17 protein-coding genes are annotated in these 17241 nt (G+C 66.7%); 4 read left to right on the top strand and 13 right to left on the bottom strand.

What is annotated here, in order from left to right; translation table 11 throughout:
* Nucleotides 1-16 precede the first annotated feature (16 nt).
* The 4 genes from sfsA to ACMGFH_RS04075 all read right to left on the bottom strand — a co-directional run bounded on the left by sfsA (nucleotide 17) and on the right by ACMGFH_RS04075 (nucleotide 4756).
* A complete protein-coding gene (gene sfsA, locus ACMGFH_RS04090) occupies nucleotides 17-754 on the bottom strand; it encodes a DNA/RNA nuclease SfsA (protein WP_415381503.1) in 738 nt (245 codons plus the stop codon).
* A gap of 63 nt (nucleotides 755-817) precedes the next feature.
* Nucleotides 818-1660, bottom strand: coding sequence for a phytanoyl-CoA dioxygenase family protein (locus tag ACMGFH_RS04085; RefSeq protein WP_415381502.1), 843 nt, complete (start codon nucleotides 1658-1660; stop codon nucleotides 818-820).
* A gap of 93 nt (nucleotides 1661-1753) precedes the next feature.
* A complete protein-coding gene (locus ACMGFH_RS04080; RefSeq protein ID WP_415381500.1) occupies nucleotides 1754-2527 on the bottom strand; it encodes a DUF1405 domain-containing protein in 774 nt (257 codons plus the stop codon).
* A 75-nt stretch (nucleotides 2528-2602) separates the two neighbouring features.
* Complete coding sequence (locus tag ACMGFH_RS04075) at nucleotides 2603-4756, bottom strand: alpha-L-arabinofuranosidase (protein ID WP_415381499.1); 2154 nt, start codon at nucleotides 4754-4756, stop codon at nucleotides 2603-2605.
* A 169-nt stretch (nucleotides 4757-4925) separates the two neighbouring features.
* On the opposite strand from ACMGFH_RS04075, the gene pdxS reads away from it, so the two are divergent.
* On the top strand, nucleotides 4926-5834 hold the full coding sequence (pdxS, locus tag ACMGFH_RS04070) for a pyridoxal 5'-phosphate synthase lyase subunit PdxS (protein WP_415381498.1): 909 nt from the start codon (nucleotides 4926-4928) through the stop codon (nucleotides 5832-5834).
* 26 nt (nucleotides 5835-5860) lie between these two features.
* Here pdxS and ACMGFH_RS04065 read toward each other — a convergent pair whose 3' ends face one another.
* The 3 genes from ACMGFH_RS04065 to ACMGFH_RS04055 form a co-directional block, all read right to left on the bottom strand.
* Nucleotides 5861-6541 carry a metallophosphoesterase family protein gene (locus ACMGFH_RS04065; RefSeq protein ID WP_415383189.1) on the bottom strand — a complete coding sequence of 227 codons (681 nt, stop codon included), beginning with the start codon at nucleotides 6539-6541 and terminating at the stop codon, nucleotides 5861-5863.
* 5 nt (nucleotides 6542-6546) lie between these two features.
* Nucleotides 6547-7512, bottom strand: coding sequence for a hypothetical protein (locus ACMGFH_RS04060; RefSeq protein WP_415381497.1), 966 nt, complete (start codon nucleotides 7510-7512; stop codon nucleotides 6547-6549).
* A 91-nt stretch (nucleotides 7513-7603) separates the two neighbouring features.
* Nucleotides 7604-7885 (bottom strand): hypothetical protein, encoded by a 282-nt coding sequence (locus ACMGFH_RS04055; protein ID WP_415381496.1) that lies wholly within the window; start codon nucleotides 7883-7885, stop codon nucleotides 7604-7606.
* A 423-nt stretch (nucleotides 7886-8308) separates the two neighbouring features.
* Between ACMGFH_RS04055 and ACMGFH_RS04050 the strand changes: the two genes are divergently transcribed.
* Nucleotides 8309-9466, top strand: a complete 1158-nt coding sequence (locus ACMGFH_RS04050) for a mechanosensitive ion channel family protein (protein WP_415381495.1) — start codon at nucleotides 8309-8311, stop codon at nucleotides 9464-9466.
* A 53-nt stretch (nucleotides 9467-9519) separates the two neighbouring features.
* On the opposite strand, the gene ACMGFH_RS04045 is transcribed toward ACMGFH_RS04050, so the two are convergent.
* Together ACMGFH_RS04045 and uppS are read right to left on the bottom strand one after the other, a co-directional pair.
* The gene (locus ACMGFH_RS04045) at nucleotides 9520-9837 is read right to left on the bottom strand and encodes a hypothetical protein (protein ID WP_415381494.1); all 318 of its coding nucleotides are present in this window, start codon (nucleotides 9835-9837) and stop codon (nucleotides 9520-9522) included.
* Nucleotides 9838-9993: 156 nt separating this feature from the next.
* Complete coding sequence (gene uppS / locus ACMGFH_RS04040) at nucleotides 9994-10920, bottom strand: polyprenyl diphosphate synthase (RefSeq protein ID WP_415381493.1); 927 nt, start codon at nucleotides 10918-10920, stop codon at nucleotides 9994-9996.
* Between the two features lie 136 nt (nucleotides 10921-11056).
* Here uppS and ACMGFH_RS04035 point away from each other — a divergent pair, with 136 nt between their 5' ends.
* Nucleotides 11057-11986, top strand: coding sequence for a metallophosphoesterase (locus ACMGFH_RS04035; RefSeq protein ID WP_415381492.1), 930 nt, complete (start codon nucleotides 11057-11059; stop codon nucleotides 11984-11986).
* Nucleotides 11987-12079: 93 nt separating this feature from the next.
* Here the strand turns inward: ACMGFH_RS04035 and ACMGFH_RS04030 are convergent, their stop codons facing one another.
* The 3 genes from ACMGFH_RS04030 to ACMGFH_RS04020 all read right to left on the bottom strand — a co-directional run bounded on the left by ACMGFH_RS04030 (nucleotide 12080) and on the right by ACMGFH_RS04020 (nucleotide 15750).
* Entirely contained in the window at nucleotides 12080-13561 is a 1482-nt protein-coding gene (locus tag ACMGFH_RS04030; protein ID WP_415381490.1) for a hypothetical protein, read from the bottom strand.
* Between the two features lie 780 nt (nucleotides 13562-14341).
* Nucleotides 14342-15331: a tyrosine-type recombinase/integrase gene (locus ACMGFH_RS04025; RefSeq protein ID WP_415383188.1), complete on the bottom strand. Its 990-nt coding sequence runs from the start codon at nucleotides 15329-15331 to the stop codon at nucleotides 14342-14344.
* 44 nt (nucleotides 15332-15375) lie between these two features.
* Complete coding sequence (locus tag ACMGFH_RS04020) at nucleotides 15376-15750, bottom strand: hypothetical protein (protein ID WP_415381489.1); 375 nt, start codon at nucleotides 15748-15750, stop codon at nucleotides 15376-15378.
* Between the two features lie 342 nt (nucleotides 15751-16092).
* On the opposite strand from ACMGFH_RS04020, the gene ACMGFH_RS04015 reads away from it, so the two are divergent.
* Nucleotides 16093-16425 carry a winged-helix domain-containing protein gene (locus tag ACMGFH_RS04015; RefSeq protein WP_415381488.1) on the top strand — a complete coding sequence of 111 codons (333 nt, stop codon included), beginning with the start codon at nucleotides 16093-16095 and terminating at the stop codon, nucleotides 16423-16425.
* A gap of 23 nt (nucleotides 16426-16448) precedes the next feature.
* Here ACMGFH_RS04015 and ACMGFH_RS04010 read toward each other — a convergent pair whose 3' ends face one another.
* Entirely contained in the window at nucleotides 16449-17240 is a 792-nt protein-coding gene (locus ACMGFH_RS04010; RefSeq protein ID WP_415381487.1) for a DNA adenine methylase, read from the bottom strand.
* Nucleotide 17241 lies beyond the last annotated feature (1 nt).

Genomic DNA, 17241 nt, shown 5'->3' with positions numbered 1-17241 from the left:
ATCCGAATTTTCGATTTCAGTCGAGTTTAACCGGGAGGTGCGTCTCTCGCAGACGGTAGTACGGTGGATCGAACTCCGTGACCAGCGCGTGTACGTCGACGCCGGCGTCGGCGACCTGCGCGAGCAGGTCGGCGAACTCCGGGTCGACCTCGCGGAACGGTTCCCATCGCTCGACGTCCGGGCGCTGGACGACGAAGACGAGGTGGGCCTCGACGCCGTCGGCGGCGAGCGATTCGAGACTGCGGAGGTGTCGCCGACCCCGTTCGGTCGGGCGGTCGGGGAACTTCGCGACGCCGTCGTCGACGTGGGTGGTCGACTTCACCTCGACGTAGGCGGTGCGGTCGCCGTCCCCGCTTTCGAGACGGAAGTCCGCGCGGCCGTGGTCGGGGAGTTGCGGTTCGGGCGTGACCGCGTCGGCCCAGTCGAACGCCGGCAGGTGACCGGCGTCGAGCGCTTCGAAGAACAGGTCGTTCGCGAGCGCCGCGCGGAGGCTGACCTGAACGGGGTTGCTCCCGCCGTCGCCGTCGACGCGGATCGCGATGGCGTCGTAATCGGTCGCGCGCTCGGGGTCGTCGACGGGGTCGCAAAGGACCTCGTAGCCGGGGACGAGCACGTTCCGGAGCTTCCCGGGATCGCCGAGATAGACGTCGCCGACCTCGTCGCCGAAGTCGACGCGGATCACGAACCGGTTCTCGCGCTCGACGAACTCGCCGGTCACGGAGTCACCGTCGCGCGAGAGGAGGGTGTCGGTCATCGCCGCGGTGTAGCCAGCGGACGGGCGTATGGGTTCCGTTCCGCCCTCGTCGGGCGACGCCGGTCACTCCGGGACGACCGGCTCTCCGCCCGCGACCATCGGGACACCCACCATCGCCGGCCAGTACTCGAAGAGGTTCGCGGCGGCGTCGCGGCGGATCTCGTCCTGGTCTTCGCGCGCGAACCGGGAGATGGCGGCAATCCTGACCCGCTCGCCGATGTTGATGCCCGCGTTGTGCGTGAGCAGGCCGTGCCAGAGGACGACCGTCCCTGCGTCACCGGCGATCTCGTAGGGGTCGCACTGGTCGTGCAGCCGCTCGTCGTAGTCCCACTCGCCGGGCTCGTCGCCCAGCGCCGGGATCTGCGAGTTGTTCGGCTTGCCGCCGACCGTTTCGAGCGCGTGGTCGTCGAAGTACTCCGCGGCCACACGGTGGGAACCGGGCCAGACGGTGAAGCCGCCACCGCGCGGCCCGACGTCGTCGAGGTAGACGGCCGCCCCCAGCTGGAACGTGGTCACTTCGGGATTCTCGTCGAAACTCGCGTAGCCGTCGAGGTGGCCGTCGACGGACTTCGGGCCGGTGGTGGCCGCACCGGCGTCCTCGTCGGGGAAGTTGAGCGCGACCTGCATCCCCGAACCCGGCGGCGCGAGGACGCCCTCGCCGACAAGCGCCTCGGCGGCCGGAAACAGCATCTCGGCGATTTCGCTGAACGGTGCCTGGTCGACGCCCTCGACGTCCACGTCGTAGCCGTGGCCGACGACCTGCTCGGGGTCGTCCGGGTCGACGTCGGTAGCGTCCACGACCGCTTCGCGTCCCGCCGCGACCGAGCCGGCGTCGAGCAGGTCGTCGAGAACGAGAAACCCGTTTCGGGCGAAGGACCTGCGCTCCGCGTCGGTAATCGATACCATATCACATGCTAGCGGGAGTCGTGGGAATAGCTTCGGACTGCGGAAGGACGTTCCCGGAGTCGCGTCCGGGGCGACGACACCGACCGAAGCGAGTTAGCTGGCGCCCCGCTTGACCTTCTCGACGCGCGTCGCGAGCGCGAGAAACGTCGCGAGGAGCGTGAGCACGACGGCCCAGCCGGCCGCCAGATCGTGGGCGAGGACGGCATGGTCGGGGATGCCGGCCGCCGCGAACGGTTCGGCCCGCAGCCAGGTGTGGTGCGGCCCCTCCAGGATCGGCCAGAAGTAGTCGACCACGTCGTTGAAGCCGTACCACGCGAGCGCGACAGCGACCGATCCGACCGAGAACGCCGCGTAGCGGTGGATCAGGAACGCCTCGACGGCCATCGCGAGGTGGCTGAGTATCAGGAACCAGTAGAGCCAGGCGGCGATCCCGCCGGGGCCGTTCAGGACGAGCTGGACGAACGGCGTCCAGAGGCCGAGCTTGATGCAGCCGAAGAAGGCCAGCATGTGCAGCGGGCCGGCGTCGATATCGAGCCGCCAGGCGACCAGCGAGAGGCCGATGAACATCGTCGCTACCGGCGAGTCGGGGATGAGCGGGTAGGCGACCAGGGGCGCGGCCCCGAGTTGGCCCCCCAGCAACGGGGGCGCGAGGTCTGTCGGTTGCCCCGCGTAGTACCAGAATCCGAACAGCGTACCGACGAGGTTGACCAGCGCGATAGGCCAGGCGAGTCGCAGACCGACGTCCTCGACCCAGTCGGGGAGGGGAGCGACGTAGCGGGGGAGCCCCTCGGCGTCGGGCACCGGCCCGTCGAAGTAGCGGGCGACGACCCGTTCGACCCGTCGGCCGACCCCGTCGGAGGCGGACATGGCAGACGGGACGGCCCCCGCCGGCAAAAACTGTAGTGATCCGGGCGACGTGATTCGACCGTCCGCCGATCCCGATCAGTCGACTCGCAGCCGCGCCACCGCCGAGGGGGCGAGCGTCACCTCGAACGTCCCGTCGTCGCTCCCCGTCTCGGTCGAACGTTCGATCCGGTAAGCGTCGGGTTCCGAGCGGGATTCCTGGACGTCGTGCGGGCTCTCAGTCGGCTCCAGCAGGTCGACGTCGACGGAGCGGCCGGCCGCCGCAGATCCGAGGTCGACGGTCACCGTCCCCTCGTGTGAGAGGTTGCGGTTGGCGAGGAACACCGCCAGTTCCTCGCCCGCGTCGTCCGTGACTGCGGTCGCGTCGACGTACGGAACGCCCTCCATGCGTTCGATCCGCGTGCCCAGTTCCGGAAGCGTGCGCGTCGGGCCGTCGACGTCGACACCGAGGGCGTGCCACGAGCGGCCGTCCACGAGCACCTCGGCGTAGAGCTGCTGGACCTGCGCGACGGGGGCCAGCGGCGTGGCGTTCGTCCCGCCGGTGTCGGGGAACTGCTTGACCGGCATGTGCGTGTGGGAGGCCCGGCGGACTGCCTCGCCCTGTCGGACGAACGCGCCGAACATCCCCGCCGTGTAGGCGGCGCTGGCGGTCGTCCCCATCCCGATTTCGGGCCAGTCCTGGCCGAGATGCGGGTACAGCCCCCACTCGCCGACGTTGATCACGAACGGGTCGAGGCCGTGGGCCTCGGCGTCCTCGGCGAGACCGGCCAGTTCCCGTTCGTACTGCGTCGGGTACGCGACCAGCGTCTCCATGTAGTCGATGGGCGCGGCGTCGTGTGCCTCGACCCACTCCTCGGGGCTGTCGTCGTCCTTGCGGCGGATCCCGAAGTTGTAGTGGTGGGTGTCGACGCCGTCGATGCGGTCGCCGACTTCGGTGAACAGCGCCTCGGCCCACTCGTCGGCGTCGGCCTCGAAGCGGGTGTATCCGGGGTCGAGCAGGTCCGCGAACACCGTAATCTCCGGGTCGACGGCTGTCATCGCGTCGTAGTAGGCGTCGGCGCCCTCGCGGCCGTCGGACCCGCGGGCGAACTCCCACGGGTCGGAGGTGTGGCCGAACTGCCAGTCGCCCCAGACCTCGTTGCCGATCTCCCAGTAGCGCACGTCGAACGGCTCCTCGTAGCCGTGTTCGGCGCGCAGCGCGCCCATCTCCGTCTCCTCGGGGTCGCCGTTGCAGTACTCGACCCAGTCGGCGACCTCCTCTGGGCCGATCTCCTCCCACCAGCCGACCGTGATCATCGGCTCGACGTCGATCTTCCGGCAGAGCTCGACGTACTCCGCCGTCCCGAGGAAGTTCGGTTCGAGACCGCCCCAGCCGGGCGCCTCGCTGACGGGCCGGTCTTCGAGCGGGCCGACGCCGTCGCGCCAGCGGTAGTGACTGGCGAAGTTCCCGCCCGGCCACTTGATCGACTGGACGTCCATCTCCTCTATGCGCTCCAGCATCTCGGGGTTGAACTTGCCGTCGACGGCGTCGCCCGACACGAGCATCACCCAGTCGAGGTCGACGTGACCGTCGCCTTCGGCGACGAGCTGGAGCCGGTACTCGCCGTGGGGGGCAGAGATGTCGCGGAAGCGGTCCTCTGTCCCCTCGGCGGGGTACCGAACGTCGCTCTCGCCGGCGAGTGCGAGTCGGAGGTCCTCGTGGCGGACCCACTCGTCGGTGACGGGGATCAATTCGGAGGCGAGCACCTCGCCGTCGAAGTCGATCAGGCGCGCCTCGACGGCGTCGACGCCCTCACCGCGAACGGAGACCGAGAGGTCGTATTCCGCTGTGCGGTAGTCCGGCAGGGGAATCCGTTGAGAGACGCCACCCACGTCGTCCGCAACTGTGATGCGTTGGAGCCGGCGCTGTTCGCCGCCGTGGACGCCCCCCGCGGGAGTCTCGTAGTCGGCGTCGCCGATCGGCTGCCACGGATAGGCGATACCGTCGTGTTCCGGGATCGCGTCTTCGGCGTAGGCGAGGCGGCTCCGCTCGGCGGTCTTCCGGTCGAAGTTCCATGCCTCGAAGGAGTTGTTCGTCGCGTGCTCGGCGTAGATGCCGGGGTAGATCTCTCGTCCGTAGTGTTCGACGTAGGCACCGAAGATCCGCGGCGAGACCGACCAGTCGCTCCGATCGTCGACGTCGACCGCCACCGCGGCCGCGAACGGGCCGTCCGTCGACTGCGTGTCCGTCATGCTCCCGGCAACGGGCGACCGGGTCAAGAGTGTTAACACACGGCGGCGGGACGGTGCGGGACGGTGCGGGACGGTGCGGCGACACAGCGGTGCGCCGGCGGCGAGAGCCGTACCGAGGACGGACGCGCAAACGATACCCGTTAAGTGAGTCCGTCGCCAAGTCGAGGACATGACCGACGAAACGGATCTTGAGGAACTCCGCCGCGGGACCGACCTGGTCAAGCGCGGGTTCGCGAAGATGCAGAAGGGCGGCGTCATCATGGACGTCGTGAACCGCGAGCAGGCCCGCATCGCCGAGGACGTGGGCGCCGTCGCGGTGATGAACCTCGAAGCCGTCCCGGCCGACATCCGCAAGCGCGGCGGCGTCGCCCGCATGGCCGACCCGGCCTCGCTCGGGGAGATCATCGACGAGGTCTCAATCCCGGTGATGGGCAAGGCCCGTATCGGCCACACGAAGGAGGCCCAGATCCTCGAAGCCGTCGGCGCCGACATGGTCGACGAGAGCGAGGTCCTGACGCCGGCCGACGACAAGTACCACATCGACAAGCGCGAGTTCACCGCGCCGTTCGTCTGCGGTGCGCGCAACCTCGGTGAGGCCCTGCGCCGAATCGACGAGGGCGCGGCGATGATCCGGACCAAGGGCGAAGCCGGCACCGGCGACGTGAACCAGGCGGTCCACCACCAGCGCAATATCAAGAGCGCCATCCGCGAGCTTCAGGGCATGACCCACGAGGAACGGGAGGCCTGGGCCCGCGAGAACGACGCGCCGGCCGATCTAGTCCACGAGACGGCCGAGATGGAGCGCCTGCCGGTCGTCAACTTCGCCGCGGGCGGCATCGCGACACCCGCCGACGCGGCGCTGATGATGCACCACGGCTGCGACGGCATCTTCGTCGGCTCGGGCATCTTCGGCGCGGAGGACCCCGAGGCGATGGGGACCGCCATCGTCGAGGCCGTCAACAACTGGGACGACCCCGAGAAACTGGCCGACATCTCCTCGAACATCGGCAAGGGCATGAAGGGCGACGCCAACGTCGACCTGCCCGAAGAGGAGAAGATGCAGGGTCGCGGCGTCTGAGCCGGTTCTCCGTACTCCGTTCCCGATCAGTCGTTTTCGCTCCCGTCCGGCGTCTCGAACCGCTCCAGCGCCAGCGTCGCCGGGTCGAGGTCGTAGTAGGACTCCCACGCCGGCGCCAGCGAAACGACGCGGCTCTCCGCGACGGTCATTTCGGCGTGGCGGTGATGGTGGCCGACGAGGCACAGCGACGGCTCGACGGCGTCGATCAGCTCGTCGATGGGGTCGCTCCCCGGGTCGTAGCCGTAGCTGATGAGGCCGTGGGGAGCTTCGTGCGTGAGCAAGACGTCGACGTCCGCGTCGCGCCCGCTGTCGATGGCGTGCTCGACGTCCGCACGGGTGAAGTGCCGGCGCCGGTCGCCGGATAGCTCCGCCCGATCGAAATCGTATCGCGTCGGTGCGTAGTTACCCGAGAGCCCGAGCACCGTCAGGTCGTCGACCTCGGCGAGTTGGCCGGCGAGCAGGTGGACGTTCCGGACGCCAGCGGGGCCTGGTTCGGGGTCTTCGCCGTCCGTGACAGCAGACCGCAGCGCGTCGATCACGTCGAAGTCCTCGTTGTTGCCCGCGACGAACCACGTTGGCGCGGGCAGGTCGTAGTACTCCAGATCCCCGACGTGGAGCGCGACGCCGGCGTCGGCGCGCTCGAAGGCGGCGAGGAGTCGCCGACGGTTGTCGGGGTCGGCGGCGTGGGCGTCGCCGAGGACGAGCACGGCGGTCACCCCGCGGCCAGCAGGTCGTCGATCCGCCCTTCGAGGTGGTCGATCTCCTCGCGGAGGTCGTCCGCCTCGGCGTCGTCGAGTTCCTCCAGCCGGTCCCTGAGCCCGTCGAGTCGCGTGCGCTTCTCCGCGGCGTCGACGGCGGTCTTCTGGACGTAGTACTGGTCGTGGACGTCGTACACGTCGTCTTCCCCCACGTCCGTCGTGGCGACGACCACGTCGAGTTTGTCGGGGTCGACGCCGAGTACCCACTCGTGGGGGATATCGGCCTCGTCGAGGCGGTCGAATATCGCTTCCTCGTCCTTGAGTCTGCGGCGCTTCCGGTGGGTCCGGCTGACCGTGCCGAACTGCCCGTGAAGGCGCCCCTCGGGGCCGACGTAGTCGAGGAGTTCGTCGCCGACGTCCCGGCGGAGTTCGTCGGCGCCCCGCTGGACGTCCGAGAGGAGCACGTACAGGTCGACGGCGTCGTCGGACGACAGCGTGCCGAGGTCGGTCGCATCGTGGCGTTCCAGCCAGTCGGCGAGCAACAGTGCGTCGTCGTGGACCGACTCGGGCGGCCGGCGTACGTCCCACCGCGAGCGGACGAACGGGCTGTCGTACTCATCGTCCCCACCGGCTGCGTCGCGATCGACTGCATTCGTTTCGGCTCCCGCTTCCGTCGCCCGGAACTCGCCGTCGTCCACGTCGAATCCCGGGGCCAGAGAGAGCACCGCCACGTACGGGCCGACGCCGGGCGGAAGCGAGTCGAGTTCGAGCGGATCCGTCCCGGCGCGGTCGGCGAGCGTCTCGAACTGGTCGCGCCGAAGCGTCCGCTCGCGCCCCTCGCGGAACGTGACGAAGATTCCGTCGTCGTCGGTGCGGTCGACAGCGAACACCCGCTCGTCACCGGGCGTGACCAGCACAGCGTCGGGGTCCAGCGAGTCGCAGCGTTCGCGGAGCCGCCGCCATCGGGCGTCGAATGACATGCTCGAAGTTGGTGCCTCGCGTGCAAAAGCACCGCGCCGGCCACCGCTGGCTGCTGCGGATGGACCGTCGAACGGCCGGCCGATGGCGGACTCAGACGCTCGTCTCGCTCTCGGTTCCGGACGCGGCGAAGGGATCGTCGTAACGGCGCCGGAGGTAGCCGAGACCGAGGTCGGTGACAGTGGTGACGACGACGGGCGTGCCCGCCGTCGCGACGAGGGCGATAACTGTCCCGACCATCCCGTAGGCGACGGCAGACAGCAGTGTCCCGGCGATCAGAAGCGGCGTGATGAGCGAGACGTTCGGAGGCCAGCCGGTGAGTAGCGGACCCATCATCCCGAGCACCGCGAGCGGCGGCGCGAGCACGAGCGTCATGACGCCCACGAGGAAGCCGGCCAGCGCGTGACCCCGACACGTCCGGTCGGCGGTCCACGACAGGGGATACCGCCAGACGAGCGCCCCGAGCAGAACGCCGCGACAGTAGCCGAGGCGATCAGCATCGTCGCCGAGACGACGAACAGGCCGTACGAACTGACGAAGCGAACGTACGCTAGCGTGTACAGCAGCGCGGAGCCGGCGAAGGCGACTCCCGCGCCCAGCGGCCGGTTCGCCAGCCGTCCCGCCCGAGCGATCAGTCCCGCGCGGTCGCACCCATAGCCTGTCGACGGACCGAGGGGTTTTGTAAGTTTGTCGTCCCCCGCTACCCGGAGAGCGAGCGGCTCGGCGCCGATCCCGCGGATTTCGCCCGTGGCTGGGTCAAACACAACGCCCAAGCCGATCGATTCACGATTGGACGGTATGTTCCAGGCGACGACGGTCGAGTCGATCCGCGCGTTCCTCGCCGGATTCGAGACGGTCGGGAGTCGACTGGGGGTGACCGCGCTGCTCGTCGCGGGGCTCGCCGTCGCCGGCTGGGTCGTCCTCCCGCGGATCGCCGCGAGGGCGAGGGCGTCGGCGCTGCAGTGGGCCCTCAGCGGGGCGCTGTTGCGCGCCGTTCAGCTCGGTTTCCTCGTGGGAGGCGGGCTGTCGCTGCTCGTCCTCTGGGGACACGGCGCGTACATCGACGAGGCCGTCCAGGGACTGAACGCTCCGGCGGCGGCCGCCGGGCGCCTCGTCGCGAGCGTCCTGATAGCGCTCGGCGCGTACGCCGGCGCGCGGTTCCTCTCGGACGCCGTCTCGAACCTCGGCCGGCAAGCCGACTGGATGACCGACCACCAGGAGGAGATCGTCCTCCGGACCTCCCAGCTGGTCCTCTTCGGGTTCACCGGGGTCGTCATCCTCAGCGTGTGGGGCCAGAACCTCGGCGGGCTCCTCGTCGGGGCGGGGTTCCTGGGCATCGTCGTCGGCTTCGCCGCCCGCCAGACGCTCGGGTCGCTCATCGCCGGGTTCGTCCTCATGTTCTCCCGGCCGTTCACCATCGGCGACTGGGTCCAGGTCGGCGACCAGGAGGGGATCGTCACCGACATCACCATCTTCAACACGCGCCTGGAGAACTTCGACGGCGAGTTCGTCATCATCCCCAACGACCGCGTCTCCGACCGCCCCATCACGAACCGCAGCCAGAAGGGCCTGCTGCGGATCCGCGTCGACGTGGACATCGACTACGAGGCCGACCCCGAGCGCGCCCAGCAGGTCGCCGTCGAGGCAATCTCCGGACTCCCCGAAGTCGTCGACTCCCCCGCACCGCAGGTGTTCCCGAAGGAGTTCGGCGACTCGTCGGTCGTCCTCGAGATGCGCTTCTGGATCGACCACCCCACGCCGCCCCGAAAGTGGAAGGCCGTCTCCGCGGTCGTCACGTCGGTGAAAGCCGCCTTCGAGGAGGAAGGCATCAAGATCCCCTTCCCCCAGCGGGAACTCACCGGCCGGGCGGAGCGCGGCGGCTTCCGAGTGCGAGGCGACGACGCGGCGACCGACGACGCGGCGGACGCCGCTCCGGAACCCCGCGGCGACGACTGACGGCGCTGCTCATCGCGTAACGTGCACCGCAGAACCGACAGTTCTTCTCGGGATCAATCGACGCCGAAGTACCCTTCGACGACCAGCGCGAAGCCGACGATCCAGACGCCGGCCAACCCCGTGACCGCCGCGACGTGGAACGCCCACGTGATCCCCTCACCGCCTACCAGCGGCGTGGCCATCGCCTCACCGACCCAGGCCACCGGCCCGGCCGTCCCGTCGCGGGTCAACGCGACGAGGAAGGCTGTGAGGACCGCCGGGCCCGCCGCTCCCAGCATCGCCAGCCCCAGCCGCCGGCTCGCTCGCGCCACGCTCCGGGGGCGCCTCCCGTGCGTCACGAACGCGTCGGCATCGGAACCGGAATGTGCCATGATAGTCTATGTCATATCGCACCCGACTTAAACGTATCGTCACGTGCCCCCAGCTAGCACGGTACCCGACGGCGAACGCACACAAGCGGCCAGTTCGCGGTAAGCCGATCTGGGCACCGCGATCAGTCGGCAGCAATCGATATCGGCGGACGGCGTTCAGTCGGCCGGGTGTTCGAGTTCCGCGTCAGTCTCCTCTTCGAGCGCCTCGCGCTCGGCGCTCGGGAGCGCGTCCTTGAACCGCCGGAGGACGGTCCGGGCCTCGCTCACCTCGGCGTCGCCCAGGGCCTTGACGAGGGCGAGCGCGCGCCGGGCGCGAGTCTTGCGCCAGGACTCCTCGCGGTGTTCGTAGGTCCGGATCGACCGCAGGAAGTCGACCTTCCGGAACTCCGGCCAGTAGGGCGTGCAGAAGTAGACGGCCGCCTCGTTGCCGTTGGCGTGCCACGGCAGGAAATTGGACGTGCGTTCGTCGCCGCCCGTGCGGACGATCAGGTCGACGTCGCGGCTCGGCCCCCTGTAGAGGCGCTCCTCGACCGTCTCGACGTCGATGGCGTCGGGGTCGAGCGCGCCGCCGTCGACCTCCCGAGCGACGTCCCGCGCGGCCGAGAGCAACTCGGCCCGGCCGCCGTACGCGAGTGCGATGTTCAGGTGGAGTTCGTCGTACCCCGCCGTGCGCCGCTCGGCGTAGTCGACCGCGTCGCGCACCCGGTCGGGCAGCCGGTGGGTCTCGCCGATCGCGCGGATCCGGACCTCCGAATCGTGGACGCGGTCGGCGTCGGCGAACTCCCGGAGCTTCTCGCAGAGCAGGTCGAACAGCGCCTCGTTCTCCTCCTCGGGCCTGTCGAAGTTCTCCGTGGAGAAGGTGTACAGCGTCAGTTCGTCGACGCCGACTTCCTGGCACCACTCCAGAACCTGTTCGGTCGTCTCTGCGCCGGCGCGGTGCCCGTCAGTGGCGTCCTCGCCGTTGGTCCGCGCGTATCGGCGGTTGCCGTCCTGAATGACGGCGACGTGACTGGGCGTCCCCGACAGCTCCCATTCCAGCAGCCGCTCGTACGCTCCGGACGCCAACTGCCGCAGTCGCTTCATCTGTTTAGTTCTTTCAGCCCGGCGATATGAGTTTTGTGTTTGTCGAACCACGGGACGACCGCGAATCGACCCGAAGCAATTTTGACAGCTACGGGCGTACCGGGTAATCGTCCGAACGAGAGATGACAGAGGTGCTATGATAGAACTCAGTGCCGGTGAGAGCGACGGAGTGCCGACCGACGCAAGGGACGGGGTGGCTGGCCTCGATGCGGACTCTCCGCGGATCGTCAGCCTCAGCGACCTCCACGGCTACCTCGACGACGCCCGACGCGCCCTCACCGCGCTCGGTGACCATCCCGACTACGACCCGCTCGTCGAGGCCGACGACGATGGGAATCTCCACTGGGTCGGCGGCGACGAGTCCGTCCTCGTGGTCAACGGCGACCTCGTCGACCGCGGCCCCGACAACGAGGGAGTCATCGAACTGGTCGAGCGCCTCGCTCGCGAAGCCCCACCAGGCCACGTGCGCGTGACGCTCGGCAACCACGAATGGGGCGTACTCTTCCGCGACCTCGTCAACTGGGAAGCGTGGTTCTCCGGCCAGCGGAGCGACGGCGAGCGTCGGCAACTGTGCGAATCCATCGGACGCGGCGGACTCGTCGCCGCGTACGAGGGCTACAACTTCACCTACGCTCACGCCGGCCTCGTCGCCGACTACGACGCCGCGACCCTCAACGACCGGTTGGTCGACGCCGCGCTCGAACTCCGCGAGACCGTCGGCACGCCCGAGGACGTCGACACGCAGCGCCGTCTCGTGGACGAGTACCGACAGGTTCTCGGGCTCGGCCGGCAGGGCGGCCGCGGGTTCGGCGCCGGCGTCGCGTGGCTGGACTTCCAGTTCCTCCCGGGCACCGCCCAGCCCCAGATCGTCGGCCACACCCGCCAGGACGAGCCCGTCCAGAAGGGCAACGTCGTCTGCGAGAACGTCATCCGTGCCAACCAGTCCGGGACGGGCGGGCAAGCCGTTCTCGTCGAGACGCCCGAGGGGCTCGCCTCCCTCGCACGCACCGACGACGCCGGCGTCGAGCGTTCTGAATTCGAGATTCCCGACACTGACGATCACTGACCCAAATTTAGGCAGGTCTGCCGGTGCTGCGCGCTTTCGACTGTCGTTGCCGCGATCGAGTCTCGTAGTTGCGGACGAGTCGCGACCGTCCGGTCATCGCTCGTCGTCTATCTCGTCCGTCGGCGGCGTGTAGACGTGGTCTTCGATGTGCTGCCAGTCGTCGAACGGATCGCCGTCGGCATACCCCAGCACCTCGCGACCGCTGTTGTAGTTCATGACGCTCGTGTACTCCTCGTAGGAGACCTGGCTGGAGTCGATGCCGTTGTACGCGCCGTGGCCGAGCCCGACCGAGTGGCCGAGTTCGTGCATGAAGTGGTTCGCCTGGTACAGCGGGGGATCGAGCGCCTTGCACACCATCGCGCCGTTGCTGTTGCGGATGGACGCGAAGCCGGCGACGTCGCGGCCGTTCAGGTACGGGTCGACGACGAAGACGCCGTAGCGGTAGCCCTTCCCCTCGTAGTCCATGTGCTCGGCCATGACGTCGTTGCGCTCGGTGAGATTCGTCGTCGGCGAGCGATCGATCTCGTCGTCGATTTCGACGTGGAGCGAGATGCCCGTCGAGCCGTCGGGGTTCTCGACCGGCGCGTCCGCGTACTCCTCGACGACCATGTCGATGGCTTCCGCCGAGGGTTTCCTCCCCCTCATGTAGTCGAGTTCGACGAAGACGTCGAAGCGCGCGGGCTCGGCCTCCGCCATCGCCGGGTCGTCGGAGACCTCCTCGCCGTCGGACAGCCCATCGCCGTCCGTGTCTACCGCCGTCGGATCCGACCCGTAGTCGTTCACTTCCGCGCCGTCGGAGACTCCGTCGCCGTCCGTATCGGCGACTGTCGGGTCCGCGATCGCGTCGAGTTCCCTGCCGTCGATCAGGCCGTCGTCGTCCGTGTCCGCGATGGTGGGGTCCGTGTCGTACCGGTCGACTTCCACCGCGTCGCCGAGACCGTCGTCGTCGGTATCGGTCGCGGTCGGGTCAGTCTCGAGGTCGGCGAGTTCTCTCGCGTCACTGAGACCGTCCCCGTCCGTGTCGAACGCGACGGGATCGGTCCCGTGGTCGATCACCTCGACGCCGTCGTCGAGACCGTCCTGGTCAGTGTCCGCGACCAGCGGGTCGCTCTCGTGGTCGTCGACTTCGAGACCGTCGCGGAGCCCATCGTCATCCGTATCGACCGCGCGCGGGTCGGTTCCGTACTCGTCGACTTCAGCGCCGTCGCCGAGGCCGTCACTGTCGCTGTCCGCGGCGGTGGGGTCCGTCCCGTGGTCGGCCATCTCCGCCCCGTCTGAGAGGCCGTCTTCGTCGGAGTCTCTGGCGTTCGGATCCGTCCCGTAGCGGTTCACTTCGAGCCCGTCGTCCAGTCCGTCTCCGTCGGAGTCAGACGACAGCGGGTCCGTGCCCGCTGAGACTTCCTCGTCGTCGGCGAGGCCGTCGCCGTCCGTGTCCGCCGCGAACGCGTTCGTCTCGGATGTGAGTTCCGTCGACAACGAGCGGCCGTCCCCGTCCACGGAGACCACGCCCGCCGAGGCGCCACCGGCCGCGATCACTACGACGAAGATCGCGACCGCCGACTTTGACTGCTCCATGCCTACAGTCGATCATAGTTTCCTCCTATATGCTTTTCTGTGCGCCACTATTTCCTGTAAATAAATATCGGATGCGAGCGTGATAGTTACCAGATGACGGCGAGCGGGTGAGGTTGCGTGCCAGTTCGAGAGGGATGAGAAAGGTACTGTGAGGCACTCTCAGTGAGATACCGACAGCGATACTGACGAGATACTGATCGGAGTATGAAAGTGAACGTAGTAATAAATTCACGGAACTGACGTCCAGTCCAGTGGGAGTGTCCACGGAGTGGTATCAAAGTGGCTTCTGTGGTATCAAGAGCCGGATTCAGCTGTGAATACAGCCGTGGGGTGACGTATCTACGACTCTCCGCGTGAAGGGAAAACGGAGGGCCTACAGAAGGTTTCGAACGGATCGCGAATTGCGGGAGTTCCGAGGGGTCAGCTCGACCAATGGGTGAAGTACACGTGCAAGAGGATATCACAGCGATCGGGCCAAGCGTCCAGAGCGAAAGCATTCAGGTTATGCCAATTCTGACATAGGAGGAGCGGGCCCGGAGTCCGCAGTAAATAACAAGATGGTAAATCCAACGAGTATGAAGTACGAGTTGAACTTACTCCCGGAATGGATGTCGTGAAAGAGCCGATGTGCTTAGTTGGTGACCCGAAGTTGACACTATGAATGTGTTGGAAATTTTGAAGTGGGACCGCCGAGGCTAGAACCCTCGGTAAATCGCTGTAGCTCGTCGCTGTACTTGTCGAAACGGTTTGCGTTGGTTTGGGTGGTGTTGGAACTCATCGTTACTCAGATTCCATCCGCTCAATGTACGGGCGCCGCCGCTCCTCGAGCTTCTCGAGGGCGGTAGCGTGGTCGTAGTACTGTTCGATCGTCTCGATGGACGCGTTCACCCGCTCGGCGACGACCTCCGGCGGAAAGCCGAGGTCGCGCTGCCAGATGATCGAGCCCGTCCGAACTTGATGGGGCGACCGCGACGACGGGCACTTGCTCGCCTGGTGCGGGTCCTTGAAATCGCAGTCGTCCGGCTCGTAGCCGTGCGGACACGCAGTATGGAGGCATGGGAAGGTCGCCCGGTAGCTCCAGTCGCGGATCGTGTTCGTCGCCGGCCGGCCCTGCGACGTGGTGAACAACGGCTGGCGGCCGTGGTCGTCGTGGAGATCGTGGCGGTGGTGCTGGAGGTAGTGGTCCAACACGTCCGCGACCGACCGGGGGAAGCCGACCGGACGCTCACCGTCAAGCTTGTTCTTCAGCGGCGTTTCCATCTCGGGGCGGTGGTGGAACTCGACGCGCCGGTTCTCGCTGTCGTAGTCCCGAACGTCCAGCGCTCGAGTGCCGCCCATCCGGGCACCGGTGTGCCAGGCCAGCTCGAGCCAGGCGTGACGTACCGTCCCGTAGAGGGGCGGTGTGTTCCGGTAGTAGTCCAGCAGCGGGCGAGCGTCGTTCGGGTGGAGCTTCGTCTCGTCCGACTGCTCCGAGTCGGGCACGTCCGGGACGTGGACCTTCTCCGCGAGGCCCTCGTCGACGGCCTCGATGCGCTCCAGGTACTCGATCCAGTTCCGGATCGTCTTCATCTCGTTCTGAAGCGAGGTGCCGGCGATGTCCTCCGCGAGACGGTCGTTCTCGTAGGTGTCGAAGTCCCAGCCGGAAAGTTCGGAGACGGTCGCGATACCGTTGCCCTCGCACCACTCGACGAACAGCTTGAGACGGTAGAAGTACGTCTCCAGCGTCTCGTCGCTCTTGCTGGTCTTCTGTTGGTTCAACCAGCGCTGCATGGCGGCGCGAGCGGTCAAATTGTGCGGGCCACGGTCTCGCCCCTTCATTCTTCGCCGTTGTCGTTCTGATCGTCGAGGAAGGCCGAGGCCTTCCGCTCCGACTCCTCGGCGCCTTCCTGGAGATCATGAGCGAGCTCGCGGGCTTGCTCAGGAGACAATACTGCAGACGCGCCGACCTCGATCTCGTCGTCCTCGCTGTAGGCGACTTCGAGGACAACACCTACACGTCCCTCTCCGGTCCCGACGGTCACCTCGCCGCTACCGCTGTGGGTGATGAGCTCCTTGTCGATGCCGTAGACATCGACTCTCGCCAGCCCACCTTCCTCGGCGACAACTCCATCGTCTTCGGAGTCTTCCGACCGATCTACGCCGCCATCAGTTACGAGCGATGCGTCTCTTTCTGCCGTTGATTCTCTCATAATTTGCTTCGGAATCTGGTGTCCGCAAGGGTCAGCCCGCCGCAGCCCGGGACCATCCGCGTTGATCCCGTCGATCGCGGTGCTGCACGTCGGGCAACTATTTGGAAATCGGTGCCGAACTGCCGCCTTCCGGGTATCCTTTTGGGCCCGGGGTTCGTCTGTCATAGCGCGGTCACCTAGTTGACCGACGCGGCGCCCGTGCCTGGAACACGGGCGTCGACCCGTTTTCTGAGAGGCGACAACCCCGAGGAGCACCGCGTCGGTTGTACTGTCCAAATCTTTTCCCATATGCATTAGTTCTTGGGATAAAGATTGTACATCATGTCTAATGAAGTGGACACAATGCCGCATATCGAAGAGGGTTTTAGATGGCTCTTCGGGGATGAACTCATGCCCCGGCACCGAGCTGAATGGATGACTAGAAGTGACGACGTCATCCTTGAATTCCTGGAAGACTCGGGCGCTGGGCACAATTTTCAGGGAATCGCGAACAATTTCCAAGACCGGGAGATTTCGATCTCCTACAAAACGATCACCAGGAGATTGCCCAAGCTCGAAGAGGCCGGACTCGTCAGGATTCTCCCCGGTGACGGCAGATACTACGCAATCACTGAGAAGGGAGAGGCGTATCTTCGAGGAGACTACGACCTCCGTGGTGAACCGGAACCTGAGTGATTCCGGAGAACCGTTCGAACTCTTCATTCCAACCCCTCCGGATCGAAGTTCAGTAGCAGGTGCTCGCGAGTCTTTTTCGCCGATCCGCTGGTGCCATTGTTAATGTAGTTCTTCTCGTCACGGCAGAGAACTTCGAACTCCTCCGCGCCCTCAGGTAGTTCCTGATACGAACAGAGCCAGCGGCCCTCGAGGTCTGCCAGCTCGTCGACGAACTCCTGGTGGTCGATATCGCTGGCCGGGTAGTATTCCTCGGCGTCGACGTATGGCGGATCGAAGTAGAAGACTGTCTCGGGATGGTCGTACTTCTCGACGAGGTCCCGCCAGTGGAGGTTCTCCAGGACGACGTCGTCGAAGCGCTCGGCGAACTCACGGAGCCGGTCGATCTTGTTCGAGAAACTGAGCGCCCTACTCGCGGCTTTACTCGTCGCGAATCCACACGGTGAATCGTAACCGGAGCCCCACTGCGAGTACCGGAGGTAAAAGAACTGACCGGCTCGCTTGATATCGTCCTTTGGACGATAGCCCCGATAGAACGCTTCCACCCATTCCGAGTGGATGGAGCGCGAGTAGGGAACCGACGAAAGCCACTTGACTAGTTCGTCGGGCTGTTCCCGTAGGATTTCGAAAAAGTGAACGAGGTCTTCGTCCAGGTCGTTGTAGACTTCGACCTTGCTGGTTTCTGGATCTTTGTTCGCGAGTACCCCGGCGGCACCACCGAACGCCTCGACGAAACAGCGATGTTCCGGAACGTGGTCGAGGACCCAGGCGGCGAGCTTGCTCTTCCCACCGGGGAACGGAAAGACGGCGTCGGGCACG

Origin of the sequence: Halosimplex rarum, assembly GCF_047715405.1 — an archaeon.
In the GTDB taxonomy this organism is placed as follows: domain Archaea; phylum Halobacteriota; class Halobacteria; order Halobacteriales; family Haloarculaceae; genus Halosimplex; species Halosimplex rarum.
The sequence above is the reverse complement of the archived record's forward strand: the minus strand, read 5'-3'. Positions and strand labels throughout refer to the sequence as shown.